This window comes from Collinsella sp. LCP19S3_B11, from assembly GCF_052121915.1.
Lineage (GTDB): Bacteria > Actinomycetota > Coriobacteriia > Coriobacteriales > Coriobacteriaceae > Collinsella.
In genome coordinates this window covers 140,461-165,830 of sequence record NZ_JBQKDI010000001.1, presented here as the reverse complement: position 1 = coordinate 165,830, position 25,370 = coordinate 140,461, and the positions used below count along the sequence as shown (strand labels likewise).

The window sequence follows — 25,370 nt, the reverse complement described above, 5'->3', positions numbered from 1 at the left end:
GGCCGAAAATGGGCCATGTGTCCCAGTTGTGGAGACTCCTTGAGCCGTCTGGGTATCGTGAAAGATCGCGCGCTCACCCATCATCAAAAGTGACACACGCTACCTGTTGATGGGAGGCAGCCATGGGCTTCTTTGACAAGATGTTCGAGAAGAAAGAGTGCGCGATTTGCGGTACCGAACTGGGGCTTTTGGGAAAGACCAAAATCAACGAAGGCTACCTGTGCAAAGAGTGCGCAGGCAAGCTCTCCCCCTTCTTTAGTGGTTGGCGCTCCAGCACCGCGGACGATATCCGCGAGCAACTCGCCTACCGCGAGGCCAACGCCGAGCGCCTGGCCTCGTTCAACCCCACGCGCACGCTCTCTGCCGGGCGCACCAACATCATGCTCGATGAGGACGCGGGCCTGCTGATCATCACTTCGCAGAGCCGCTGGCGCGACGCCAATCCCGACATCATCGAGTTCTCACAGGTACTCGGCTGCGACATGGATATCGACGAGCATCGCACCGAGATCTATCGCGAGACCAAGGACGGCGAGCGCGAGAGCTACAACCCGCCGCGCTACGACCTGGATTACGACTTTAACCTGACCATTCACGTCAACACGCCGTACTTTACCGAGATCAACCTGCGCGTGAACGACTCCACCATCGATCAGCGCGGGTCCATCGAGTACCGCGAGGCCAAGCGCCAGGCAACCGAGGTCCGCGATGCACTGGTGCAGCTTCGTCAGGAAACGCGCGACAGCGTCGTGGCCGCCAAGGCCCCCAAGACCGCGGTCACCTGCCCCTTCTGCGGTGCAACCACCATTCCCGATGCCAGCGGGCGCTGCGAATACTGCGGCGGCGCCATCGGCGCATAGTCTCCGGCACGGAAAGGACCGGTCATGGCCTTCGAGAGTGTCAACTATCAGTGCCCCGCGTGTGGCGGCCCCCTTCACTTTGCCAGTGCCGAACAAAAGCTTGTCTGCGACTACTGCGATTCGCGTTTTGAAGTCGAAGAAGTCGAGGCCCTCTATCGCGAGCGCCAGGACAAGGCAGATGCCAAAGCCGATGCCGCAGCCGCGGCCCCCAAACCTGCTGTCGACGATGCCGTGCAGGATCTGGCCCAAAACGCCGGCTACATCTGCTCGTCGTGCGGCGCCGAGCTGGTCTCGGACGGCACCGTCGCCGTTACCACCTGCCCATACTGCGGCAACTCCGCCGTGGCGCCCGGCCAGCTCTCGGGCGACTTCTCACCCGACCTGGTGATTCCGTTTAAGCTCGGGCGCGATGATGTTATGGCAGCACTCAAAGAGCACTACAAGGGCAAAATCCTGCTGCCCAAGAGCTTTGTCACCGGCAACCACATCGACGAGGTCCAAGGCGTTTACGTGCCGTTTTGGCTCTACGGCGCCCGCGTGGACGGCGAAGTGTACTTTGATGCGACCAACGAGACCGTGACCGAGGAATCCGACCGCACCGTCACGACCACCGACCACTACGACGCCTACCGTAAGGGCAAAATCTCGTTTGAGCGCGTGCCCGTCGACGGATCGTCCAAGATGCCCGACGGCCACATGGATGCCATTGAGCCGTTTGACTACGACGCGCTGCGCCCGTTCTCGGTCGCGTATATGCCCGGCTACATCGCCAACCGCTACGATGAGGATTGCGAGACCTGCAAGGCGCGCGCCGAGCGTCGTATGGAAGAAAGTACGATTTCGGCCCTGCGCGAGACCGTCGTCGACGAATATGACGATGCCACGGTCGAAAGCAAGCAGCTCGACTACACCTGGGAAGACAGCAACTACGCTCTGTTCCCCGTGTGGATGCTTTCCACCTCGTGGAACGGCAAGAGCTACCTGTTTGCCATGAACGGCCAAACCGGCCGCATGGTCGGCGAGCTGCCCTGCTCCAAGCCCAAGCTCGCCATCGCCTCGGTGCTGTTCTTTGTGATCGGGTTTGTCCTCTCCCAGATTCTCTTTATGGGCGAGAACGCCTTCAATCCGGACTACCTCACCTTTGATATCGAGGGCATCCTCATCAACATCGTCGCGCCGCTGATCATCGTAATCATCGCAGACGTGCTGCTGGTAGGCCAGCTCAAGACGGCCAACGAGGCCACCCACGCCGATTGCTACTGCGGCGAGCTCGACTTGACCGAGAAGCACGACACCTTCAGCCACACCGAGACCACCGTTGTCATGAAGGACAACAAGGACGATTAGCCATTCTGACCAATACCACCCGGCCTTTGACGAGAAAGGAAGATCACCATGGGACTCTTGAAAGCTGGATTGGGTGCTGCCGGCGGCGTCATGGCCGACCAATGGAAGGAATTTATCTATTGCGAATCGATGCCCGCTGACGTCTTGGCCTGCAAGGGCAGCAAGCGCACCGGCGGCCGCAGCTCCAACACGCGCGGCGAGGACAACGTCATCTCCAACGGCTCCGTCATCTCCGTCAACGACGGCCAGGGCATGCTCGTGGTGCAAAACGGCAAGATCATCGAGGTCGCGCTGGAGCCCGGCGAGTTTGTCTTTGACACCGGCAGCGAGCCGAGCGTCTTTAGCGGCAACCTGGGCGACTCCATCAAGGAGACGTTCGCCAATATCGGCAGCCGCTTTACCTTTGGCGGCGACGCAGGCAAGGACCAGCGTGTCTACTTCATCAACACCAAGGAGATCATCGGCAACAAGTACGGCACCGCCTCGCCTGTGCCCTTCCGCGTGGTCGATAACAACATTGGCCTGGATGTCGACATCTCCGTTCGCTGCAACGGCGAGTATTCGTACCGCATCACCAACCCGCTGCTGTTCTACACCAACGTGTGCGGCAACGTGACCGATAGCTACACGCGCGATAAGATCGACAGCCAGCTTAAGTCCGAGCTGCTCACCGCTCTGCAACCCGCCTTTGCCAAGATCTCGGAGATGGGCATCCGCTACAGCGCTATCCCCGGCCACACCACCGAGCTCGCCCGCGCGCTCAACGAGGTTCTCTCCGCCGACTGGCGCGACCTGCGCGGCGTCGAGATCGTGAGCTTTGGCGTCAACTCCATCGCCGCCTCGCAAGAAGACGAGCAAATGATCAAGGACCTGCAGAAGGCCGCAGTCATGCGCGATCCCACCATGGCAGCCGCCAACATCGCCAGCGCCCAGAGCGATGCGATGCGCGCGGCAGCCGCCAACCCCAACGGCGCGATGGCCGGCTTTATGGGCATGGGTATGGCGGGCGGCATGGGCGGCATGAACGCCAGCCAGCTGTTCGCCGCCGGCCAGGCACAGCAGCAGGCTGCCCCACAGCCGGCTCCGACACCCGCCCCCGCGCCGGCTCCTGCCGCTGCCCCCGCGGCCGGCACGTGGACCTGCAGTTGCGGTGCCACCAACACCGGCAAGTTCTGCCCCGAGTGCGGCAGTCCCGCACCCGCCCCGGCACCGGCCAAGTGGTTCTGCCCCAACTGCGGTAGCGAAAACGGCGGCAAGTTCTGCAGCAACTGCGGAACGCCCAGGCCCTAGCCCCTCTACCTGGTAATTGGCGGGGAGGTCCGCCACCCCCGCATTTGCTTCTATGGGTTTCGTTCGATAAAGGAGGACACCATGAAGACAACGTTCAAAAAGTCCGTACTCGCATTTCTGACATGCGTCCTGGCGCTCGCCTTTGCCCTGACGGGCTGCAGCGGCGGCGGCAAGGACCCCAAGGCCAACTTCGTCGGCAGCTGGGAACTCTCGGGTGGAACCCTGGAGGGCGAAGAGCTCACCGATGAGTACATGGATATGCTCAAGGAGTGGGGCCTCAACTGTATCCTGATCCTCGACGAAGACGGCACGGGCGTCCTCGACATGTTCCTTGAGGTCGCCGACCTGAAATGGGAGGCCAAGGACGCCACCACTGCAACCATCACCGCCGACGGCGATTCGCAGGACATGAAACTCAAGGACGGCAAGCTCGTCCTCGAGGTGGAAGGCGACAAGCTTATCTTTACGAAGTCCGACAAGGATCTGTCCGGTACGCTAAAAAAGGATCGCGAGGCGGCCGAGAAGGAAGAGGAGATCGATGAGGCCGTCGAAGACGACGATGTCCAGAGCGTCGAAATCTCCCCCGCCGTCACCGTCGCCGATGACGATCTGTGCACCATCACCATCACCGAGAAGTTCAAGGACGAATGGGGCGACATCGGCTTTGTCGTCAACATCACCAACAAGAGCGACAAGGACCTGACCTTCTACGCTCCCTCCGGCAAGACCAACGTCAACGGCACCATGAAGGAACCCTGGTTCTCGGCTAACCTGATGCCCGGCACCAACGCCACCGAGGAATTCACGTTCTCGAGCGGCGAGCTTGACAGCCTTGACGACCTGGTCAACACGACCATCGGCATCGACGCCTACCTGACCGATTCCTACGAGGACGTCGCCTCCTACACCGCAACCATCGCGTAGCGGCACGTAACATCAGCCGCGGATTGGCGGACGCATCCGCGCACTTGCCAGGCGGGGCCGCAGGAGTTGATCCTGCGGCCCCGTCGTTTTTATGCCGACAGCACAGCCGCACAAGCAGGCCGCCCGTCGTTTTCTGATGCAAAACGGCGGACGGCCTATCTTTACGGCGCCAGAACACGGCGAGCGCGTCGATTACGGGCGCTCCATGTTGGGAACGATGCTGCCCTCCGTTACCGCGCGCACGGCAAGACGCATGATGTTGTCGTAGCCGGTCTTGCTCAGAATCTCCGAGATGCGACGCTTGATGGTACCCTCACTCATAAACAGCTCGGCCGCGATCTCGCGGCGGCTTTTGCCCTCGCAGGCAAGGCGCAAAATCGACAGCTCGACATCGTCGAGTGCCGCCGTGCCCGAAAAAATGCTTTCGGGCGGCTTGGGAAACGTGCAGTAGCCCGCCAGCGTGGAGCGCATCACGGCGAACAGCTCGTCGATACCAACGTTCTTGTACACAAAGCTATCGACGCCCGCCTCGCGAGCCTGATCGACAAAGGTGATCTCGGGCATGCCTGTCATGATGATGACGCGGCACTCGGGCAGCTGCTCCTTGATGCGTGCCGCCGCCACGATGCCGTTTGAATCGTGTTCGGTGCACACGTCCATCAATATCATGTCCGGGCGCTCCTTGAGCGCGACACCCAAGGCCTCGGAGGCATCGGCGATCGCGGCGACGACGGTCATATCGGGCTGGTCGCCAACGGAGCGCGCCAGGCTTTCGCGTAGAATGGCCTGATCTTCGACAATTAACACGCGGATCATGAACTTCTCCTTTGGACCGTGGCGTTGGGGCTCAGCGGGATGGACACCGCAAGCGTAAAGGGCTGGGCGGCGTGGACTTCCAGGCCGCCGCCCAAATCTTGCGCGACATGCCTCATACCTGGGATACCCGTTCCCTCGCGATACGATACGGGGGCCGGGGACCCGTCGTTAGAAATCGTCATGCGCGCGACGGCGCTAGCATTCGTCCCCTCCTGCCACAGGCGCACGTGGACCCGATGCGCCTGCGCATGCCTGGTGGCATTGGTCGAGGCCTCGCGGATAATCTGCAAAAATGCGGCGGCGACACGCGCGTCCTCAGGCAGCGCACCCTCAACATCGATCTGCACACTCACCAAGCCAAAGGCGTGGACGATATCGCTCAGCTGCTCTGCAGGCTCGCTGGCACCGCCACTGCGCAAATCGGCGGCGATTGAGCGCAGCAACGGGTCAATCTGCTCGAGCGACTCATCATCCAGACGTCCCTCCTCCAAATAGCGATGAAGAATGGACAGGCGCTGGCCGATCACATCGTGAACGCGGGCACGCATACGTAGGTAGGCTGCATTGTCGGCAACCTTTTTGGCTTCTTCGATCTGGGCCTGGAGCTCTTGGCCAGCACGCTCAAGCAGGTGGTTGGCTTGCGCCAGACGGTCGTAGGCGTGTGCGTATTCCGTCACGTCCAGGCCGACGACGCGCTCGAACGGACGGCTCGAGACCGTAACGGAGTCACGCACGAACAGACGAATCTCGGAAGGAGAGATCTCGACCACGGCGCGATCCCTACCAAAGCGATCAAGGTCGATATGGGCGCGATTAGCGCTGCTTTCGGGCATTTGCATGCTCAGTTTGCGCAGGTCGTTCCATGTGCTGCTCATGTCGCCCAGGTCGGTGGGCATATGGAGCTCTACGAGGTTTTTGCGCATGCAGCGGTTCATGAGCAGCGGACGGCCCCTCGGGTCTAGATACAGGATGCCCACGGGAATCACGTTGATGGTCTCGATCGTCGAGAACATGGTGATATCCTCTTGGCGGTTACGGACGTCCATCAAGAGCGCCGCGATGGAACGGAACAGGAAGAACGCTCCCTCTGCGATAAGGACAACGGTCCACGCCGAGCCCATGGCAAAAACCACCGGTGGTGTAACGGCGACAACAAGCAACAGCTCGACCAGCATGACGGGACGACGATAGTGCACCATAAGTACCACGCCATAGGCAAAGATTGCGGCATTGAGCCACAACGCTCCGCCCATTGCCCTGGCGCAAACGTCAAGCGGCGCCACCAGATACGAGCCAGACGACGTGAACAAGATGAGCGCCGAAATCATCAGGTGAAGCACAAGACTCGCCTCGTAGGCGCAAATCACCTTACGGTTATAGGACGAGCGGCGCGATGCGATGAGCGGGACGTGGATCGTCTGCAGACACGCAGCCAGGGCAAAGACAACATCGAGCGCAACGATTTGAGGAAGTATGAGCGAAATCTGCATCGTCACTCACCCGCCCTCGGCATCAAGACGATCATGCGCAGCTGACCGGACTCGCCCTCAAGGCGGTATGCCACGTTGCGCCCTTGCAAAGCGCTTTCGAGCTCTTGCGCAGCGGGCGTCTGCGAAAGATCTTCATCATCGTTGGAAAAAAGTGTGGCGCGCAGCTCGACGCTGCATCGGTCATGGTCGCCCAAGTGATACATAAGTGCCGGATGATCGGTGGCGTAGGCAAAAAACGCAAAGTCATACACGCAGTCGTACAGCGCGCTTACCGTACTGGCGTGCATCGGGCGCCGTATGGCAATAATCGAGGCGCAATCGACATCGATCGTGCGCAGGTCGCTTGCGAGCTCGTTGGCAATGAGCTGAATGCGGTCGCGGTCAAAACCGCTCTCCCCGTGCTGTGCCAACGTGAGCGACCCCTTCCGTTTGCAATAGGCAACGAGCATCTTGGCGCGCTGCAGCATGCGGTAACGCTCGCGCGAAGATTCCTCGTCAGTCAACGGCGGCAGCGAGCTCAACAAGTCGTACATCTCTTCGAGCGCGCGGGCAAGCGCCTGGTCCACGTCTTGGACTAGCAAGGTCTCGGCCTCTTGATCTGCCAAATGTGTCTTAAGGTCGTAGTCGGCGGCAAGCAGCTCGTTTTGGCGCTGCAGTTCCATGCGCCGATGCGCCAGTTCGCGATTGAGCTCGTTGAGCTCCGATACGTCTTGGGCAAGCAGGGCCGATCCCCCCAGCAGCGGAAAAGCACGATACATCACATCGGGATCGGACGCCACGGTAAAGGCATGGGCGCGGCCGTGCTCCTGGGTCCGCAACTCCTCGCGCACGCCTACCGGCATTGGCTTTGACGCCGGCGTGGCATAGACCTCCTGCAGGTCGCGCGTTAGAACTTTGAGGTCAAGCGGCAAGGTATCGAAGATGCCGGCGATATCGTGGTACGACGGAATGACACCGCAATCGAGACAGATTTCCATCGCCACCACGCACAGGATGCAATAGACGAGCGAAAAGTTGAGCCTCCATGCCCAGGGCACGCGCAGAGCATATGAGATGCCAAAGAATGCGCCGCCCAGCAGCACGAGCGCCGCCGTGCCCGAGAAACGTTGGATGCGAAAGGACGAGGACCGACCAACCAGGATAAAAAAGGCCACGAAGTTAAAGGCCGTCCACACGAGGAAGGCGAAATAACCCCGGCCGTACGTGTAATCGTTGCTCCAGGTGTCGCTTGTACGGTCAAAGCGGAAGACCTGCTGGTGAAAATCGTTGGTGAGCACAAATCCGATAAGCAGGATGGCCACAATCCACAGCGCAGCACGGTAGCGGCGACCCAGGCGGCGTTGCTCCAGGCCCGCAAGGCGCAGGCCGCAGAGCTGGTAGAGCAGCGGAATGAGCGTCATGGGCACGTAGTACAGGTACCACAGCAAGGTGGCATAGAACGGCGTGTACGACTTGTACTTGAGAATGACCTCGATCATCCACAGGGCACAGATGGTGGCGATGGCAACAAGGCGGCGGCGCAACACATAGTCCAAACAACGCAGATAGACCAACACGCCCCAAATCGAAACTACAATTGCGGCGACAAGCAGCGGGAGAGGGCTCGAATGGGTGAGCCCATCCACGACCTCTTCGGACACCTCGCTATAGGCGGGCACGGCGTTAGAAAGTTTGGGGTCGAAGGCGAACAGCACCGGCAAGATCGCCAAAAGCATGAGGAACAGCGCGGTGATGGCGCCGGCGATAGCAAAGACGCGGTGACGGTACACCTGATGTGTTATGCCAACAAGGAATCGCGGCATGGCGAAGAGCCTGCCGCCCCCGGGATCCGCAACCGGAGCGGTCCGGGCGGCCGCGTGGCCGATATGTCGCTCGCGGGTACTCATAGTCCCTTTAGTGTACCGACAAGCGGGCCCAAAAAGCGGGCCGCATGTCCCAAAATCCGCAGACGGCAAGACGCCCGGCGAGCAATAACTACTCGCCGGGCGCCTTGGTTAGAAGGCTATGAAGTTGAGTGTCTCAGCTTCCTTAGGACAGGTCCTCACCATTAGAAGCAATAACCTTCTTGTACCAGTCGAAGCTCTTCTTTTTGGAACGCTTGAGGGTACCGTTGCCTGCATCGTCGCGGTCCACATAGATAAAGCCGTAGCGCTTGGACATCTCACCCGTGCCGGCAGACACCAGGTCGATCGGGCCCCAGGTGGTGTAGCCCAGCAGGTCAACGCCGTCCTCGGTCACCGCTTCGCGCATCGCGGTGATATGCTGGCGCAGGTAGTCGATACGGTAGTCGTCGTTGATGGAGCCATCCTCCTCGACAACATCCTTGGCGCCCAGACCGTTCTCGACCACAAACAGCGGCTTCTGATAACGGTCGTACAGGTCGTTGAGGGTGATGCGGAAGCCCAGCGGATCGATGGCCCAGCCCCACTGGCTCTCCTGCAGGTAGGGGTTCTTGGCGCCGGCGAAGGCGTTACCCTGGGTGCGCTCGACATCGGGGTTATCGGCACCGGCAGAGCAACGGGTGCTGTAATAGCTAAAGCTGATGAAGTCGACGGTGTTAGCGGCCAGGATCTCGCGGTCCTCGTCCGTCATGCCCACATCGATGCCTAGACGCTCGAGCTTCTTGACGGCATATGCCGGGTAGTAGCCGCGGCTCTGGACGTCGACGAAGAAGTAGTTGTCCTGGTTATCGAGCTGCGCCTGGCGCACGTCGCCCGGACGGCAGCTGTAGGGGTAGTAGCTACCCGCGGCGAGCATGCAGCCGATCTTGATCTCGGGGTCGATCTCGTGGGCGATCTTGGTTGCCCAAGCGCTGGCGACGAGCTCGTTGTGGGCGGCCAGGTACTCGACGGCCTCCTTGTTCTCGCCCTCCTCAAAGACCAGACCGGCACCCATAAACGGCAGGTGCAAGATCATATTGATCTCGTTGAAGGTGAGCCAGTACTTCACCAGCCCCTTGTAGCGGGTAAAGATCGTGGTCGCGAGGTTCTTGTAGAAGTCGATGAGCTTGCGGTTGCGCCAGCCGCCGTACTCCTTGATGAGGTGAATCGGGCAATCGAAGTGCGTGATGGTCACGAGCGGCTCGATGCCGTGCGCCTGACACTCGCGGAATACGTCCTCGTAGAAGGCCAGGCCAGCCTCGTTGGGCTCGGTCTCGTCGCCGTTGGGGAAGATGCGGGTCCAAGCCAGGCTCATACGGAAGGTCTTAAAGCCCATCTCGGCAAAGAGAGCGATGTCCTCTTTGTAGTGGTGATAGAAATCGATGCCGGTCTGCGCGGGATAGTAATAGCCGTCCTCGAAGTCGAGCATTTTACGCTGGCCGGAGACCACCGCATAGCGCTCGGGGCCGTGCGGAGCCACGTCCACGTTGGCCAGGCCGCGGCCGTCCACGTCGTAGGCACCCTCGCACTGGTTGGCAGCCGTTGCGCCGCCCCACAGGAAGTTATTACGGAAAGCCATGTATCAATCCTTTCGCACGCTGTTGTCATAGGCTCAGTATCCCTGCAAACGGGGTACCGCTCAACGGCAACGGCACAGGCCGATACTTCTTTTCGCGTGCAGGCGCCCGGCAGCCACCCCGCCTGACACTTTTTGATACCCGCCTGCCCAATCCACCACAAAGGGGACAGGCGCCTTTGTGGCGGTTTGGGACGGTTTGTCTCGATCTGTAACAGGTAGGCCGCCAAAACCGGGCCTGGTGTTACAGATTGAGATTGTTCGGCCAGTCCCTTGCAGTTTGTCTAAATCTGTAACAGGTAGAGACGATTTAGCCCGCTAGATGTTACAGATCGAGACAGAAGATTCTAGTCACAGGCGATGTCGAGGTTTTTGCCGATGAGACCTACGTAGCCGCCTTCGCTCAGCAACTCATTTGACTGAATAGGAAAAAAAGGAAAAAATAGGAAAAAAAGGAAAGGAGACTTATGACTGAAACCATCTTCTCCCCCTCATTTGGAAATCGCCCGTCCTATCTGGTGGGGCGCGGGAACGTGATTTCGACATTCATCTCCGGTCTTGAGCAGGAGCCGGGCAATCGCGACCGAGCCACGCTCATGCTTGGACAGCGAGGCAGCGGCAAGACGGTTCTTCTGTGGGAACTTGCCGACCGCGCACGCAAGCTCGGCTTTGTTGTCGCCACGCCCACCGTAGCCTCCGAGGATATGCTCGAGCGCATTGTTGAGAAGATCCAGGAAGCAGGCGAGCCTTACGCCAACAAGCATCGTCTCCCCAAACTTACAGGTGGCAGTTTGAGCGTCTTCGGTTTCTCGGCAGGCCTCGAGTTCACACGAGACGTGCAGGAGACCAAAAGCTTTCAGTTCAAACTCACACAGCTGGCGCGCAAGCTGACCGAGCAGGGACACGGCATCCTCATCCTCATCGACGAGCTCCAAGCAAATTCACCCGAGATCAGACAGCTCGTCACCGCCTATCAAGAGCTGGTCGGCGAACGGCTCAACGTCGCGCTCGTCATGGCGGGCCTCCCGGGAGCAGTCTCCGCGACACTCAACGACCGCGTACTGACATTTCTCAACCGCGCACGCAAAGTCACGCTCGAACCGCTTTCAGTCGGAGATGTCGATGCCTATTATCAGCGGGCTTTCGAAGAGCTCGATCTTGATATTCCAGGCGATCTTCGGTTGGACGCCGCTCGCGCAACTCAAGGCTCGCCCTACATGCTGCAGCTCATCGGCTACAACATCGCCAATCGTTGCCAGGCAGGAGAACACGTAACGCCAGAGCAAGTCGACGGAGCTATCGAAGCGTCAAAGGCCGATTTCGAAAACGATGTTTGCGAGACGACGCTCGCCGCGCTATCGGACCAAGACGTCGCGTTTCTCGACGCAATGGCTGATGACAAAGACGGCGTGTCGCGCATCTCCAATGTGGCCGAGCGCATGTCAGTCACACCGGACTACGCGCAAAAGTATCGCCGACGCCTCATCGACGCCGGCGTTATCGAACAGGCACGCCGCGGTTACGTGCGTTTCGCTGTTCCATATATGGCTGACTATCTGCGCAGCCAGCTCTAGACAGCCACCACAATGGGGACAGGCACCTTTGTGGTGGCTGGGGGCGGTATGTCTCGATCTGTAACAGGCAGAGACGATTTAGCCCGCTAGATGTTACAGATCGAGACAGAAGATTCTAGTCGCAGGCGATGTCGAGGTTTTTGCCGATGAGACCTACGTAGCCGCCTTCGGCTGCCTTGGGGCTGTCAGCATGGCAGAGAACCCACTTGTCGGCCTTCCAGTAGCAGTAGCCGTCGCCGGCAGCAGGCATATCGGCCGCAGCCTCGGGACGCGGACCGTTGGTGCCGGCGGGCAGCGCCACCATCACCTGGAAGCCACCATCGTCGACCATGCACGGCGTGTAGTGGAGCGTGGTGTTGAAAACCTCGACAACCTTGCCCGCCGGCACGCGAAACGCCTTGACGCACGCGGTGTCGAGCTTGCCGCCCTCGATCTCCCAGCGATGCGCCACGAGCAGGATAAAGTCACGCGCCCCCAGGTTGAACTCGCTCGCGCGGTGGTACTCCAGGCAGTTGAGACACGTGTTGTGGCCATTGCACCAGCCGAGCTGGAAGGGGCGGCCGCCAAACATGAGAAAGCCCAGTTTATCGGCATCTTTGACGCCCTCGAGCTCCGGCGCGCTCGCTACGTACTTACTGCCCTCGGGGATGGGCGTAGCGGAGAGCGCCTCGACGAGTGGGGCGGTCAGGCCGGACGGGACGTCGTCCCACACGCGGCCATAGGACTTGAACTCGGAATCCTTAACAGAATAGATATGCATGTTCGCTCCTATTCGTAAATATGACTATACGAACATTCTAGAACAAACATGAGCGATTTTGAACGCTCGTCCAGACCACTCAACAAAAAGGCGCCCCCGCATAAGCGAAGGCGCCCAATGTGCGCGTTTTGGGCGATAAGCCCTTACGCCTGCTGATAGTGCAGGTGCTTCTCGTCGATATCGGCCAGGTCACGGTTGAGGTAGCGGCGCGCGAGCCAGTTTGCCATGGGAAGGTTCTGGTCCAGGTAGTTGCCGCACTCCTCGGGAGCGGCACCGGGGACATCGCCCTCAAAGCCGGCGACAAACTCAAACAACTCACGCACGAGCGGCAGGATCTCCTCGCTCGTCACCTCGCCAAACACAACCAGGTAAAAGCCCGTGCGGCAGCCCATGGGGCCAAAGTAGACAATGCGGCTCGACCACTCGGCATGGTTGCGGAGGAACGTCGCCCCCAGGTGCTCGATGGTATGGCACTCGGCGGTGTTCATGACCGGCTCCTTGTTGGGCGTGGTCAGGCGCAGGTCAAAGGTGGTGACGGCGGCGCCGGTCGCCGGATCGCGGTCGATGCGGCTCACATACACGCCGGGCTCAAGCAGCAGATGGTCAACGGAAAAGCTCGCGATGCGCTCCATGGCAGATCCTCTCGATAGTCAATTTGGGACGGGGCTCTTTTAGCTGGTTCGAATGGTCGCACCAATCATACCAGTCAAAAAAGCCCCGTCCCAAATGAGCTGCCCGGGACGGGGATCAATGAGTTTTTAATCCCCGTCCCAGGAAAATCATGCTAGGCAGTGTACGAGATGGTCGCGTCGACGGCATGGCGCCAGCCGGCGATCTTTTTGGCGCGTTCGTCAGCGGGCATCGACGGTTCCACGATGCCGCGGGCGCCGTAGACATCGACGACATCGCGCGTATACATGCCCAGCGCGATACCGCAGGCCCAAGCCGCGCCCAGACCGCTCATCTCGTCGTTGCTCGCAATGCGGATGGGCGAGCCGACCAAATCGCTCTCAAACTGCATCAGGTACGCGTCGCGCGTGGGGCCGCCGTCAACACGAAGCTCGGCAAGCGCCGCGCCCGAATCCTCGACCATCGCATCAATGACGTCAAAAATCTGATAGGCGATCGACTCGTCGGCAGCCTTTACGAACTCCGCGCGGCCCGTGGTGCGTGTCATACCAAAAACGCATCCCTCGGCATCACTTGCCCAGTGCGGCGCACCCAGGCCGGTAAACGCCGGCACAAAGTAAACATGGCTCGCCGGGTTGGCGGCGTAGCACAGGTCGGTGACCTCCTCGGGGTTGTTGATGAGCTCCAGGTCGTCGCGCAGCCAGGTCTTGACGGCGCCGGCGTAGCTCACGTTGCCCTCGAGTACATACTCGGTCACGCCATCCATACGCCACGCAAGCGAGCTCGAAAGCCCGTGCGAGCTGGCGACAAACTCGTTGCCGACGTTCATCATGACCGAGCTACCGGTGCCATAGGTCGCTTTGGCCATGCCGCGGCTGGCGCAACCCTGCGCAAACAGGGCCGCATGGCTGTCGCCCAGCACGCCGTGTACCGGCACGGGTGCGGGCAAAAAGCCATCCAGGTCCGTTGTGCCAAACAGACCGTCGGAATCGGTCACCTGCGGCAGGCAGGCCGAATCGATGCCAAAGGCCTCGCACACCGGCTCGCTCCAGCAGCCACGGCGCAGGTCGAAGAGCTGCGTGCGGCTGGCATTGGACCAGTCACAGCGAAACTCCGCGCCGCCCGTGAGCGTCCAGACCACCCAGGCATCGATGGTGCCCAGACACAGCTCACCCGACGCCGCGGCCTCGGCAGCCGCCGGAACGTTCGCGAGAATCCAAGCCATCTTGCCCGCCGGATAGTAGGGCGAGAGCACCAGGCCCATTGTGTCACGCACCAGCTCGGCCACACCCTCGCGCGCGTCCAGTTTGTCGCACAGCTCGCGGGCGCGGGCGCACTGCCACACTACGGCGTCGCACAGCGGCTCGCCCGTCTCGCGGTTCCAGGCAACGGTGGTCTCGCGCTGGTTGGAGATGCCGATGCCGGCGATGTCGGCAGGGTCGACCCCGGTCTCTTCCACCACGGCACGCGCCACGGCCAACACGTTAGCGGCGATCTCGACCGGATCATGGCTCACCCAACCGGCCTCGTTGACAATCTGGCGATGCGAGCGATCGGCACGATGAATCAAATGGCCGCCCTCGTCCACCAGCAGTGCCTTGGTGCCCTGCGTGGATTGATCGATTCCGATGATGTATTTGCTCATGTACTCTCCCATTCCTTCCGCCAAATCAAAGACGACTGGCGGACAAGGAGCGAGCGGCCGTCAAGTGCCGCAGATTGCCGTGAAAGAGGAGCGCCGCGTACTTTGCGTACGCAAGCGACGGTTTGAACGGCAAGGTGCGGTGCTTGGCGGCCGCGCAGCGTCTGTATCTACTAGTTGCCGAGGAACTCGGCGACAGCCTTGGCAATGCCTTCGCCGGTGAGGCCGTAGTGCGCAAAGACCTCGGGGCTCGTGCCGGTGATGACCGGCGCGTCGGGCAGGCTCAGGCACCTGACCGGACGCGGGCAATGCTCGCCCACCACCTGCGCGACCATAGAGCCCAGGCCTCCGAAGGGACTGTGCTCCTCGACGGTCACAACGGCGCGCGTGGCACCGGCGGCCTCAATCACGGCCTCGGCGTCAAGCGGCTTGACGCAATACATGTCGAGCACCGTTGCCGAGATGCCCTGCTCGGCCAGCAGGTCGGCAGCGTCCACGGCATGGCGGACCATCTCGCCGGTGGCGACGAGCGTCACATCGGTGCCGCGACGCACCCAGGTGGCGCGATCCATCTGGAACGGGCACTCGTCCTCGGTATACACGTCCTCGACCGGGTTGCGGCCCACGCGAATGTAGGCCGGCTTGTTGTCGGCGACCAGAGCCCGCACGAGCTCGGCGGTCTGGAAGCGGTCGCTCGGCAGATACACGCGCATGTTGGGAATCGCACTCATGGCGGCGATATCCTGCGCGGAGTGATGGCTCATGCCCAAGGCGCCATAGGACACGCCGCCAGAGATGCCGATGAGCTTGACGTTGGTGTTGGAGTACGAGACGTCGACCTTGCACTGCTCATACGAGCGCGTGGTCACAAAGGACGCCGGCGAGGCGGCCCAGGCCTTCTTTCCGCACGAAGCCATGCCGGCGGCGATGCTCACCAGGTCCTGCTCGGCAATGCCGACCTCGACGGACTGTTGGGGATACTGATCAAAGAACGGCGTGAGCGATGCGGAGCCGCGGGAGTCGGAGCATAGGACGACGATGTCCTTATCGGTCTTCGCGGCCTCGAGCAGCGTGTCGCAGATAACCTTGCGATTGGCGATCTTGTTAGCCATTGACGGCCTCCTTATGGGCAGCGAAATCGGCGATGATCTGAGCATATTCCTCATCGTTGGGCAGGTGATGGTGCCAGGCGGCCTTGTCCTCCATAACAGGCGAGCCATAGCCCTTCACCGTGTTGAGGATGATGACCGTGGGCTTGCCGCAGGTCTCGGCCGCAAGCGTCAGCGCGGCGTCGATGGCCCGGACGTCGTTGCCCGGAATGGAGAGCACGTTCCAACCGAAGGCGGCCCAGCGCTCCTCCTGCGAGTCCTGCTTCATAACGTCCTCGGTGCTGCCGCTGATCTGCAGGCGGTTGCGGTCCACGAGCGCGCACAGGTTATCGAGCTGGTAGTTGCCGCCGCTCATGGCGCCCTCCCAGACCGAGCCCTCGGCAAGTTCACCGTCGCCCATGATGGTGTAGACGCGGTAGTCGCGGCCGTCCATCTTGCCGGCGAGCGCCATGCCCACGGCCACCGGCAGGCCGTGACCCAGCGAGCCCGAGTTCATCTCGATGCCCTTGAGCTTGTTGTTGGGGTGGCCGATGTAGGGGCTGCCGAACTTGGAGAAGCGGGCCTTGACGTCGTCGAGGTCAAGATAGCCCTCGTGGCAGTGCACCGCGTAGTAGGCTTCCATGGCGTGGCCCTTGGAGAGCACGAAGCGGTCGCGGTTGGGATCGTCGGCGGTCTCGGGCGAAATGTTGAGGTGGTTGGCGTAGAGGGTCATGAGGGCGTCGATCACCGACATGTCACCGCCGATGTGGCCGCCAGCGCCAGCCATGATGATATCGACGCAATCGCGGCGAAGGTCCCAACGCAGGGACTCAAGCTCTTCGATAGTTGCCATTTCTACTCTCCTCGCAGGTAGGCTTTAACGTCTTCTTCGATGGGGTCGTACAGGTCGGGAGCAATGCCGAGGTACTTGCACGCCTCGTAGAGCACCGGCACCACGTTGGCGTGAATAGCGACGCAGTGGTGGATGTAGGGACCCTCGACGATCTTGGCCTCGAGGCGCTTGAGGTTGTCGACCTCGACCCACAGATAGGTGCCCATGCCGGCCGGGCCGTCGATGCCGCGGGCGTTGCCCAGCAGCAGCGAGCACTCGCCGTTGTCGCCGTCAAAGCGGGCAAGGGTGAGGTCGCCGTGCTTGGCCTCGGCCGTCAGCGCACCGGGATGATCGAAAGCCAGCGGGTAGGTGAGCTTGGGCTTGACGGCCGCGCAGCTGCAGGGCCAGGGGCCGCAGTGCTGCAGCAGCTCGCCGTTCTCGTTATCGGGATGGCGCACGGTCCAGTCGGCGAACATGCCGCGGTGACGGCCCAGGTCGGCGGCCTCGACCATCAGCGCAGTGATGGCGCCGTGGATATCGGTCTCGCATACGATAGGAATACCCATCTCGTTGAGGATGGCGTTGGCGGCGCAGGGCATAATGCCTAGCTCGTCCTGCAGAGCGTTCCAGCACCGAATGGCGCCGGCGTTGCAGCCGTACTTCTCGACCAGGCGCTTCATGGCGATGGCAAGACCGGCGACCGCGGGAACCTTATCCTCGGGGATGCAGATCTCAAAGCTGTCGTTGATGTGGGCAAGCATGGTAGCCATGGCCTGCTCGTCGGCCTGGGCGTCGCGCACGGCCTGGACAAGCTCGGTCATGGGAATGGGCGAAAGCTGGATGTTGAACTTCTCGAGCAGCTCGCCCTCGTTGCACATGGTCGACCAGAAGTCGAACGGACGGGTGGCCATCTGCAGGATGCGGGTGTGCTTGAAGGTCTTGACCACGTTGCACACGGCCAAGAAGTCCCAAACGCCGCGCTCGAACTCGGGATCGGTCAGGCGGCAGTTGGTCATGTAGGTGAAGGGAACCTGGAAGCGGCGCAGGACCTTGCCGGTGGCGAACAGGCCGCACTGGCTATCGCGCAGGCGGGTGCCGTCGGGCTCGGGGCGCTCGTCGCGCGGGCCCCACAGCAGCACGGGTAGGCCGAGCTCGCGGGCAAGGCGAGCGCAAACGTACTCGGTGCCAAAGTTGGCGTGGCACAGCATAATGCCATCGACGCCCTCGGCGCGGAACTTCTTGACGATAGGCTCAATGTGGCTGTCGTCGAACAGCAGGCCCTCGTCATTGATGTCGTCGATATCCACGATGTCGACGCCGATCTCACGCAGGCGATCAGCCGTCAGGCCGCGATACTTGATTGCGTCCGGCGCGCTAAAGATACTGCGGCGCGTGGGCACAAAGCCGAGCTTAATCTTATCCATGTACGTCCTCCCCTAGTTGTATGTTCAGTAAACAGACGCGTATTTCGTTTTGTTCTGTTTACTAAATGTTTTACTCTTTTGTTTAGAAGTGTAACGCGAAATACCCGTAAACGGTAGAGAAATCAGCCTAAACGGTATGTAAACAAACTGAACATACAAGGGCAACAAAAAGAGGGCCCCGAAGGACCCCTTTTGGATGACGTTATTTTTCTGCCTTGGCGAGCTTTGCCGCCCTGCGGCCCGGCGTTGCCTTTGCCTAGATCTCACGCACGCTCTGACGCTCGACAAAATAGGTCGATACGGCTGTCTTGCAGGTATAGCTCTTGGGATTGCGGATGTTGCCCACCAGGCGGCGCACCGCGATCTCGCCCACCTCGTGCTTGGGAACGTGCACCGTGGTGAGCGGCGGGTTGGAGAAGGCGCCCAGAGATAGGTCGTCAAAGCCGATGATCGAGACATCCTCGGGCACGCGAATACCGTGCTCGTTGAGCGCGCGCATGGCACCCACGGCGAGCACGTCGTTTTCGGCAAAGAAAGCCGTCGGCAGGTCGTCGCGCGAGACGCTGTCGAGCCATGCGCCCATGTCGCGATAGGCGCCCTCGAGCGTGGTGCCCAGCGTAACGCGCCATGTCGGGTTGGCCTCAAGGTCTGCGTCCTCAAGCGCTTGGCGATAGCCGCGCTCGCGATCCTTAAAGTTGCGGATGCGAAGGTCGCCTGCCAGATAGCCGATCTGCCTGTGACCTTTCTCGATGAGGTGATCCACGGCGCGCAGCACCGAGTCGGTGTTGGCAATGACCACGGCATCGAAGTACTGACGATCGCTCCAGCCATCGAGCACGATCAGGTGGGCGGCAGCGTTGGCAAACAGGGCGTAGTCTTCCTCACCCAGCTCGGTACCCATCAGCACGATAGCGGCGGACGGATCGGCGATCAGGCCCTCGACCTGCGGACGCACGGCGTCCAAGTCGCTAAAGTCGAGCGAGACAAAGCTCGTGCTCATGCCGTGACGACGCGCCTGGCGCTCCACGCCCTCGATGACCGCGGGATGGAAGGTGCTCTCGTCCAGAATGGCGCCCGTCTTGCGCGCGAGCACAAACTGAATGCTCTCGAGCTGCGTCGACTGCTGATAGCCAAGCGATTGCGCGCACTCCATGATGACCTTGGCGGTCTCTTCACTCACGCTGCGCTTGCGGTTGAGCGCGTTGGACACGGTCGCAGGCGAAAAACCGGTGATGCGGCTGATCTCGCGAACACTTGCTTTGGCCATTGTTCCCCCTAGCAACGGCCGTGGCGGAGCATCGCAACTTGATGACTCGACAACTAAACGACCGCAAATTCAATCTAAACAGAATAGTAAATGTTTATGAGCTAGTTTAGCCTGTTGTCAAGCGAAGTGGCACGACTATTCCCCCAACGGGCACATTTACTCGGTAGCTAAAAAAGCCCCGTCCCAAATTGACTACATGGGGCGGGGCACGGAAATCATCTAGCCAAGAACACGGGCCATGCGCGTCTTGAACTCGGACAGGAAGCGCGGGGCATCCACGGTCAGCGCCACAAGCGCGCTCTTGTCCGGATCGGACAGGCGATGCTCGTCGCAAATGGTGCGGCCGCGATACTCTCCCAGCAGATCAACACGCAGATTGCAGCCGAGCGCACCCACGAGCGTGGGGTCGATCGCCACGGCGACGGCCAGCGGATCGTGCAGCGCACAACCACCCAGGTAGGGTGCGTTCATCTCGTACGAGCCAATGTAGTGCTCGACCATGCTCGCAAACGCACAGCCCGCCATGGTGCCCGAGCCCGTCCATCCGGCAATGTCGCGACGCGTGAGCACCACGCGATGCGTCACATCCAGGCCCACCATAGTGAGCTTGCGGCCCGAACGCAGCACGGCATCGGCCGCTTCGGGATCGCTTGCCATGTTGGCCTCGGCACCCGCGCTCACATTGCCGGGCACGGTCAGGGCGCCGCCCATCACCACCACGCGGCCAATAGACATCACCGCCGCCGCATCGCGCTCCAGGGCAAGCGCCAGGTTGGAGAGCGGGCCGGTCGCTACGTAGACCAGATCGGGACCATAGGTGCGCGCGGCATCAATCAGATAATCGACTGCAGCGTTGCCATCGGCCGACGTCGCCCCCACCGGCTCGTAGGGCGACGCGGGCACACTCGCGCCGCCGATGCCATTCTTGCCGTGAATGAGTACGGTGGACGCCGGCGGCGTATAGGGCTCAGTCGCCTGCAGAGGACGGTCGGCACCCAGGTACACCGGCACCTCGGGACGGCCCAACAGGTCAAGCACCGCCAGGCAGTTGCGCGCCGACTGGTCGACGCGCACGTTGCCAAAACACGTGGTAATGCCCACGAGCTCAACCTCGGGGCTCGCGATGGCATAGGCAAGCGCCATCGCATCGTCCACACCCATATCCAGATCAAGGATCAGCTTCTTGGTTGCCATTGTTCTACTCCGCTTCTCCGTCTTGTACTAAATCGTCTAAATCAAACACGCGCTCAACTTCGGCACGCGTGGGAATCGACTGCTGCGCGCCCAGGCGCGACACCGTCACCGCCGAGGCGCGAGCACCCGCGGCCATGCACTCAAAGAGCGGCAGGCCCTCCAGACGAGCCGCGGCAAGCGCACCGATAAACGTATCGCCCGCGGCCGTCGTATCGACCACCGCGCTCGAAAGCGCCGGCATGCGCAGCAGATCGCCGTCGTCGCCGAGCGTAACCGAGCCGGCGCCGCCCAGCGTGATGACCGCAGCGCCGGCACCTTTGGCGAGCAGGGCATTGAGCGCCGCGACGCAGCTCGCATCGTCTGCAGGCAAGATGCCCGTCAGTACCTGGCACTCAGTCTCGTTGGGACAGACCAAGTCGACTGCAGGCCAGACCTCCGCAGGCACTTCGCAGGCAGGCGCTGGATTAAAGACCGTATAGAACCCCAGCTCGCGAGCGCAAACAAGCGCCTCGACAGTCGCCACAAGGTCACATTCGCCCTGGGCGATAAAGACGCTTCCGGCAGCCGGGGCAATCTCGCTGGCGTTGCCATCGAGCTCATCGGTCACCAGACGCCTCAGCGCGCGGGCAACGTCCTCGCCCGCAAGTGCATGGTTGGCGCCCGGCGACAGCACGATGCGGTTATCGCCCTCACAGCGAATGATGGTCGCCGTTCCCGTCTCCACATCGTCGCGACACGCCACAAAGTCACAGTCCACGCCAGCATCTTGGAGCCCCGCCACGAGCGACGAGCCAAACGCGTCGCGGCCGACCGCGCCGATCATGCGCGTGCGCGCGCCCATGCGCGCAGCTGCTACGGCCTGGTTGGCGCCTTTGCCGCCGGCGTTGGTGATAAACCCGCTGCCGCCGACGGTCTCGCCCGCACGCGGCATGCGCTCGCACGCCACCGAAAGGTCCATGTTCATGCTGCCAAACACCGCAACGATGCCGCAATCTGCCATGGAAACCTCCTCGTCCGCGGGCTCTGCACCCGCTGTCGGCCGTCAATCGTGCACTCTCGCACCTCTATAACTTTAGTTCACTTTGATGTGGACGCGCGCTTGAGCTTACGCCAGCAGCAAGCATTCACAGGAGTAGGCGGCTACAATGAAAGCGTGCTGATTATTCTCGTCATTGGATGATGTTTTATGGATCAATTCCCGCGATCGAGCTCGCGCAGCTCACGCCATGCGAGCGATCAACAAGCGCCGCACGAACGTTCGCGCACTAACCGCCAAACCACCGAGCCGCGCCGCGCTGCAGGCTCCCATCGCTCGCCCGCCAACAAGGGCGCCCGCACCGACAGCGCCGCAAAAGAACAGGCGCCCACGCGTCCCAAATCTCGCTACATCCCCGCCCTCGACGGCCTTCGCACGCTCGCCGTTGTCGCGGTGGTGCTCTATCACCTCAACCTCACGTGGGCTCAGGGCGGCCTGCTCGGCGTCACGATCTTCTTTGTGCTCTCGGGATACTTGATCACGCGCCTGCTCCTCAACGAAATCGCAAAGACCGGTCGTATCGATCTCAAGAGCTTCTGGATCCGCCGCATCCGTCGCCTGTTCCCCGCCGTGGTAACCGTCGTGGTGGTGACCTGCGCACTGTGCACTGTCTTTAACCATGTGATGCTCACCAAGATGCGCCCCGACATCCTGCCGTCGCTGCTGTTCTTTAATAACTGGTGGCAGATCATGCAGGACGTTTCGTACTTTAACGCCCTGGGCGACCCCTCGCCGCTCACGCACTTTTGGTCGCTTGCCATCGAGGAACAGTTCTATCTTATTTGGCCGCCGCTGCTGCTCGCCATGGTGTCGGTGCACATGAGCAAGCCCAACACGCGCCGCGTGGTCCTGGGCCTTGCCGCGGTATCCGCCCTCGCCATGATGGTGCTCTACAACCCCGCCACCGACCCCAGCCGCGTGTACTACGGCACCGACACCCGCGTGTTCTCGTTGCTGCTGGGCGCCTGGATGGCCTTTATCCCCGACCGCGACCTGGCGCCTGCGCGCCTTGTCCGCCATCTGGGGCTCGACCGACTGGCCGGCGCCGCCAAGCACGGCAAGTCAAAGAGCGACACCGCCGAGGCCGCCACGACAAAGCCAAGTGAGCTCGCACGCTTTTGGTCCTCCCCCGCATCCATCGATTTGATGGGCGTCGTTGGCCTGGTCGGACTCGCCGCCATGGTCGCGCTCACCAACGGCTATACCGCGTTTCAGTATCGCGGCGGCACGCTGCTGTGCTCCATCCTCACACTGATGGTTATCGCGGCATGTGTGCAGCCCCAGGGCATGGTCGCACGGGCCTTGGCCGCCGAGCCGCTCGTATGGATCGGCAAGCGCTCCTACAGCATCTACCTGTGGCATTATCCGCTGCTGCTCCTCATGAACCCGGTCGCCAACATTAACGACACGCCCTGGTGGCAGTACATTTTGCAGGTGTTGTTGGTGGTCGCCGTGGCCGAGTGCTCCTATCGCTTTATCGAAACGCCGTTTAGGAAGGGCGCTTTTGGGCGCACCGTTGCCGAGCTCCGCGACGGCACCACCACGCTCGCCGGCTGGATGCGCGCACATGTCCCCACCTGCGCCGTTTGCGCCGTCGCGCTTGTTGTGGCGCTGGGCGGCCTGGTCTTTGTGCCCGACACATCCGCACTGAGCGGCGAGGGCGCCGAAATCCTAAACAAGGAGGCCAAAAATGCAAAGCCTCAAGATCAGCGGGCGGCCGATGACACCGACAAAGATGACGACGGCTTCCCCGACGGAGCCTACGACCTGCTAATGATTGGCGACTCCGTGTCCCTGCGCGCCGTCGATGCCTTTGACGGCGTGTTCCCGCACAGCCACATCGATGCCGAAAAGGGCCGCCAGTTTGATGCGGGCCGCGCGACATTTGAGGGCTATATCCAGCAAAATCTTGCAGGCAGGATTGTGGTCTTTGCCCTGGGCACCAACGGTTTGGTAACGGACGCCCAGGTCGACGCGATCATGGCCGACGCCGGTGATCAGCGTATTGTCGTGTTTGTAAACACGCGTAGCCCGCAGCCGTGGGTCGGGTCCACGAACCAGGCCATCGCCAACGCCGCTACGCGCTACAAGAATGTACGCGTTATCGACTGGTACGGGCACAGCGCCAACCGCAACGACCTGTTCGATGGCGACGGCACGCACCTGTCGACTACCGGCGTGACCGAGTACCTTAAGCTCATCCACGATGCCGTCAAGAAGGACCTACCCGTGCACCCCGAGGACCACGTTAACGATCCGCAGCCGGCGGCTGTCAAATCCGCTGCCGAGGCACTCGTCAACGCCCTCGCCTACAAACCGCACAAGCTAGGCACCGACAAGTAACGCACAGCCAAATCTGCTTACAATCCGGCACTTGGGACCACTTCCGCAACTTACAAAGCCGTCTCTGGGCCGTTAATTCACCCCAGAGGCGGCTTTATAGCTGCACATCGGTATATAACTAACACCCTATAGCATACAAAAACAGGCCGCAGCCCATGGCGGCGGCCTGTTTAGAGTCCAAGAGAGGTGCTACGCGCTGTAGCCCATCGCTTGCAGAGCAAACATAACGACCGTCAGCACCGTAATAACGCCGATAGTCGCCCACGTGAGCACATTCCAAACACGGCCGTTGCGGTTGGCGCCCATAATGTGTCGATCGGCGGCAATAACCACCTGGAACACCAGAACCACGGGCAGCAACACGCCGTTGATGACCTGCGAGGTCATCATAATCTGGAACAGGTCGACGCCGGGCATGAGCACCAGCACGGCAGAAATGCCAATGATTGCCGTAATGATGCCGCGATAGACCGGGGCCTCGTCCCAGCTGCGATCGGCACCACGTTCCCAGCCAAACGCCTCGCAGATAGCGCTGGACGTAACGCCCGGCAGCACACAGGCGGCCAAGAAGCTCGCCGCGACCAGGCCCGAGGCAAACAGCACCGTGGACCACTGGCCCGCAATGGGCTCCAGCGCGCGGGCAGCGTCTGCAGCGTCGCTAATCTGAATGCCCGCGGGGAACAATACCGTACCGGTCGTGATGATAATAAAACCGGCAATGACATCGGCGGCAATCGAGCCGCTCACGGTATCGATGCGCTGCAACACGATATCGTCCTCGCCCGCATTCTTATCGACCACGTTGTTCTGTGCCAGGAAAATCATCCAGGGCGCGATGGTGGTACCGATCGTCGCGACCACAAGCGACACGTAGCTGGGGTCATTTTGAATGTTGGGTACAACCAGATCGACCGCCACCTCGCCCCAACTGGGACCAGCCATAAATGCGGCGACAATGTAGGTCACAAACACGCAGCTCACCAGCAACAGAATCTTCTCGATGCGCTGGAAGCTACCCGACATGGTAAGCATCCAAACCATCAGCGCCACAAGCGGCACCGAGATGCTCGCCGGCACGCCAAAGAGGGCAAGGCCGCTCGCGATACCCGCAAACTCCGAAATGGTCACGGCTGTGTTGGCAATCAGCAGCGCCGCCATGGCCAGCACGCTCTTGCGCACGCCAAAGCGCTCGCGAATGAGCGAGGCCAGGCCCTTGCCCGTCACGCAGCCGCAACGCGCCGCGGTCTCCTGCGTCACGATGAGCAGCACGGTCATGACGGGAAGCATCCAGAGCATCTTGTAACCATAGCTGGCACCGGCGCTGGAATACGTGGCGATGCCGCCGGCGTCATTGCCCGAAAGCGCCGCTAGAAGGCCAGGGCCCATGGCACCAAAGA

General features: G+C 61.3%; 20 protein-coding genes. 6 read left to right on the top strand and 14 right to left on the bottom strand.

Annotated elements, in window-relative coordinates; genetic code table 11:
- The first annotated feature begins 122 nt into the window (after positions 1–122).
- The 4 genes from ACTQV4_RS00700 to ACTQV4_RS00685 all read left to right on the top strand — a co-directional run bounded on the left by ACTQV4_RS00700 (position 123) and on the right by ACTQV4_RS00685 (position 4,421).
- Entirely contained in the window at positions 123–860 is a 738-nt protein-coding gene (locus tag ACTQV4_RS00700) for a DUF4428 domain-containing protein (protein WP_441032084.1), read from the top strand.
- Positions 861–884: 24 nt separating this feature from the next.
- Positions 885–2,207 (top strand): hypothetical protein, encoded by a 1,323-nt coding sequence (locus ACTQV4_RS00695; RefSeq protein ID WP_441569012.1) that lies wholly within the window; start codon positions 885–887, stop codon positions 2,205–2,207.
- Positions 2,208–2,255: 48 nt separating this feature from the next.
- Positions 2,256–3,497 (top strand): SPFH domain-containing protein, encoded by a 1,242-nt coding sequence (locus tag ACTQV4_RS00690; protein ID WP_441032080.1) that lies wholly within the window; start codon positions 2,256–2,258, stop codon positions 3,495–3,497.
- A gap of 81 nt (positions 3,498–3,578) precedes the next feature.
- Entirely contained in the window at positions 3,579–4,421 is an 843-nt protein-coding gene (locus ACTQV4_RS00685) for a hypothetical protein (RefSeq protein WP_427727291.1), read from the top strand.
- A gap of 192 nt (positions 4,422–4,613) precedes the next feature.
- On the opposite strand, the gene ACTQV4_RS00680 is transcribed toward ACTQV4_RS00685, so the two are convergent.
- From ACTQV4_RS00680 to ACTQV4_RS00665, 4 genes are all read right to left on the bottom strand, one after another.
- Positions 4,614–5,237, bottom strand: a complete 624-nt coding sequence (locus ACTQV4_RS00680) for a response regulator transcription factor (protein WP_418825693.1) — start codon at positions 5,235–5,237, stop codon at positions 4,614–4,616.
- Complete coding sequence (locus ACTQV4_RS00675; protein WP_441032077.1) at positions 5,234–6,733, bottom strand: sensor histidine kinase; 1,500 nt, start codon at positions 6,731–6,733, stop codon at positions 5,234–5,236. The genes ACTQV4_RS00680 and ACTQV4_RS00675 overlap by 4 nt, the downstream gene beginning before the upstream one ends.
- A complete protein-coding gene (locus tag ACTQV4_RS00670) occupies positions 6,730–8,529 on the bottom strand; it encodes a histidine kinase N-terminal 7TM domain-containing protein (RefSeq protein WP_441032075.1) in 1,800 nt (599 codons plus the stop codon). The genes ACTQV4_RS00675 and ACTQV4_RS00670 overlap by 4 nt, the downstream gene beginning before the upstream one ends.
- Before the next feature lie 226 nt (positions 8,530–8,755).
- The gene (locus tag ACTQV4_RS00665) at positions 8,756–10,186 is read right to left on the bottom strand and encodes a 6-phospho-beta-glucosidase (protein WP_441546471.1); all 1,431 of its coding nucleotides are present in this window, start codon (positions 10,184–10,186) and stop codon (positions 8,756–8,758) included.
- A 464-nt stretch (positions 10,187–10,650) separates the two neighbouring features.
- Here ACTQV4_RS00665 and ACTQV4_RS00660 point away from each other — a divergent pair, with 464 nt between their 5' ends.
- The gene (locus ACTQV4_RS00660; protein ID WP_441032071.1) at positions 10,651–11,757 is read left to right on the top strand and encodes an ATP-binding protein; all 1,107 of its coding nucleotides are present in this window, start codon (positions 10,651–10,653) and stop codon (positions 11,755–11,757) included.
- A 115-nt stretch (positions 11,758–11,872) separates the two neighbouring features.
- Here the strand turns inward: ACTQV4_RS00660 and ACTQV4_RS00655 are convergent, their stop codons facing one another.
- The 9 genes from ACTQV4_RS00655 to ACTQV4_RS00615 form a co-directional block, all read right to left on the bottom strand.
- Positions 11,873–12,517, bottom strand: coding sequence for a DUF4867 family protein (locus ACTQV4_RS00655; RefSeq protein WP_441032069.1), 645 nt, complete (start codon positions 12,515–12,517; stop codon positions 11,873–11,875).
- Positions 12,518–12,660: 143 nt separating this feature from the next.
- Positions 12,661–13,149 (bottom strand): S-ribosylhomocysteine lyase, encoded by a 489-nt coding sequence (locus ACTQV4_RS00650; RefSeq protein WP_441032067.1) that lies wholly within the window; start codon positions 13,147–13,149, stop codon positions 12,661–12,663.
- Positions 13,150–13,301: 152 nt separating this feature from the next.
- Complete coding sequence (locus ACTQV4_RS00645; protein WP_441032065.1) at positions 13,302–14,792, bottom strand: FGGY family carbohydrate kinase; 1,491 nt, start codon at positions 14,790–14,792, stop codon at positions 13,302–13,304.
- Positions 14,793–14,962: 170 nt separating this feature from the next.
- Complete coding sequence (locus tag ACTQV4_RS00640) at positions 14,963–15,901, bottom strand: transketolase family protein (RefSeq protein ID WP_441032063.1); 939 nt, start codon at positions 15,899–15,901, stop codon at positions 14,963–14,965.
- On the bottom strand, positions 15,894–16,730 hold the full coding sequence (locus ACTQV4_RS00635) for a transketolase (protein ID WP_441032061.1): 837 nt from the start codon (positions 16,728–16,730) through the stop codon (positions 15,894–15,896). Before ACTQV4_RS00635 ends, ACTQV4_RS00640 begins: the two co-directional genes overlap by 8 nt.
- A 2-nt stretch (positions 16,731–16,732) precedes the next feature.
- On the bottom strand, positions 16,733–18,133 hold the full coding sequence (locus ACTQV4_RS00630) for an L-fucose/L-arabinose isomerase family protein (protein ID WP_441032059.1): 1,401 nt from the start codon (positions 18,131–18,133) through the stop codon (positions 16,733–16,735).
- Positions 18,134–18,389: 256 nt separating this feature from the next.
- Positions 18,390–19,400 (bottom strand): LacI family DNA-binding transcriptional regulator, encoded by a 1,011-nt coding sequence (locus ACTQV4_RS00625; protein WP_441569011.1) that lies wholly within the window; start codon positions 19,398–19,400, stop codon positions 18,390–18,392.
- A 219-nt stretch (positions 19,401–19,619) separates the two neighbouring features.
- Positions 19,620–20,594 (bottom strand): nucleoside hydrolase, encoded by a 975-nt coding sequence (locus tag ACTQV4_RS00620; protein ID WP_441032057.1) that lies wholly within the window; start codon positions 20,592–20,594, stop codon positions 19,620–19,622.
- Between the two features lie 4 nt (positions 20,595–20,598).
- Positions 20,599–21,594 carry a ribokinase gene (locus ACTQV4_RS00615; RefSeq protein ID WP_441032055.1) on the bottom strand — a complete coding sequence of 332 codons (996 nt, stop codon included), beginning with the start codon at positions 21,592–21,594 and terminating at the stop codon, positions 20,599–20,601.
- A gap of 186 nt (positions 21,595–21,780) precedes the next feature.
- Here ACTQV4_RS00615 and ACTQV4_RS00610 point away from each other — a divergent pair, with 186 nt between their 5' ends.
- Positions 21,781–23,973, top strand: a complete 2,193-nt coding sequence (locus tag ACTQV4_RS00610) for an acyltransferase family protein (RefSeq protein WP_441569009.1) — start codon at positions 21,781–21,783, stop codon at positions 23,971–23,973.
- A 189-nt stretch (positions 23,974–24,162) separates the two neighbouring features.
- On the opposite strand, the gene ACTQV4_RS00605 is transcribed toward ACTQV4_RS00610, so the two are convergent.
- Complete coding sequence (locus ACTQV4_RS00605) at positions 24,163–25,359, bottom strand: Nramp family divalent metal transporter (RefSeq protein ID WP_441569136.1); 1,197 nt, start codon at positions 25,357–25,359, stop codon at positions 24,163–24,165.
- Positions 25,360–25,370 lie beyond the last annotated feature (11 nt).

Coding starts and splice junctions, on each gene's coding strand:
- ACTQV4_RS00605 (WP_441569136.1), bottom strand. CDS start 25,359: ATGGGCCCTGGCCTTCTAGCGGCGCTTTCGGGCAATGACGCCGGCGGC.
- ACTQV4_RS00650 (WP_441032067.1), bottom strand. CDS start 13,149: ATGGAGCGCATCGCGAGCTTTTCCGTTGACCATCTGCTGCTTGAGCCC.
- ACTQV4_RS00695 (WP_441569012.1), top strand. CDS start 885: ATGGCCTTCGAGAGTGTCAACTATCAGTGCCCCGCGTGTGGCGGCCCC.
- ACTQV4_RS00680 (WP_418825693.1), bottom strand. CDS start 5,237: ATGATCCGCGTGTTAATTGTCGAAGATCAGGCCATTCTACGCGAAAGC.
- ACTQV4_RS00635 (WP_441032061.1), bottom strand. CDS start 16,730: ATGGCAACTATCGAAGAGCTTGAGTCCCTGCGTTGGGACCTTCGCCGC.
- ACTQV4_RS00615 (WP_441032055.1), bottom strand. CDS start 21,594: ATGGCAGATTGCGGCATCGTTGCGGTGTTTGGCAGCATGAACATGGAC.
- ACTQV4_RS00630 (WP_441032059.1), bottom strand. CDS start 18,133: ATGGATAAGATTAAGCTCGGCTTTGTGCCCACGCGCCGCAGTATCTTT.
- ACTQV4_RS00665 (WP_441546471.1), bottom strand. CDS start 10,186: ATGGCTTTCCGTAATAACTTCCTGTGGGGCGGCGCAACGGCTGCCAAC.
- ACTQV4_RS00645 (WP_441032065.1), bottom strand. CDS start 14,792: ATGAGCAAATACATCATCGGAATCGATCAATCCACGCAGGGCACCAAG.
- ACTQV4_RS00690 (WP_441032080.1), top strand. CDS start 2,256: ATGGGACTCTTGAAAGCTGGATTGGGTGCTGCCGGCGGCGTCATGGCC.
- ACTQV4_RS00670 (WP_441032075.1), bottom strand. CDS start 8,529: ATGCCGCGATTCCTTGTTGGCATAACACATCAGGTGTACCGTCACCGC.
- ACTQV4_RS00700 (WP_441032084.1), top strand. CDS start 123: ATGGGCTTCTTTGACAAGATGTTCGAGAAGAAAGAGTGCGCGATTTGC.
- ACTQV4_RS00640 (WP_441032063.1), bottom strand. CDS start 15,901: ATGGCTAACAAGATCGCCAATCGCAAGGTTATCTGCGACACGCTGCTC.
- ACTQV4_RS00685 (WP_427727291.1), top strand. CDS start 3,579: ATGAAGACAACGTTCAAAAAGTCCGTACTCGCATTTCTGACATGCGTC.
- ACTQV4_RS00610 (WP_441569009.1), top strand. CDS start 21,781: ATGGATCAATTCCCGCGATCGAGCTCGCGCAGCTCACGCCATGCGAGC.
- ACTQV4_RS00625 (WP_441569011.1), bottom strand. CDS start 19,400: ATGGCCAAAGCAAGTGTTCGCGAGATCAGCCGCATCACCGGTTTTTCG.
- ACTQV4_RS00620 (WP_441032057.1), bottom strand. CDS start 20,594: ATGGCAACCAAGAAGCTGATCCTTGATCTGGATATGGGTGTGGACGAT.
- ACTQV4_RS00660 (WP_441032071.1), top strand. CDS start 10,651: ATGACTGAAACCATCTTCTCCCCCTCATTTGGAAATCGCCCGTCCTAT.
- ACTQV4_RS00655 (WP_441032069.1), bottom strand. CDS start 12,517: ATGCATATCTATTCTGTTAAGGATTCCGAGTTCAAGTCCTATGGCCGC.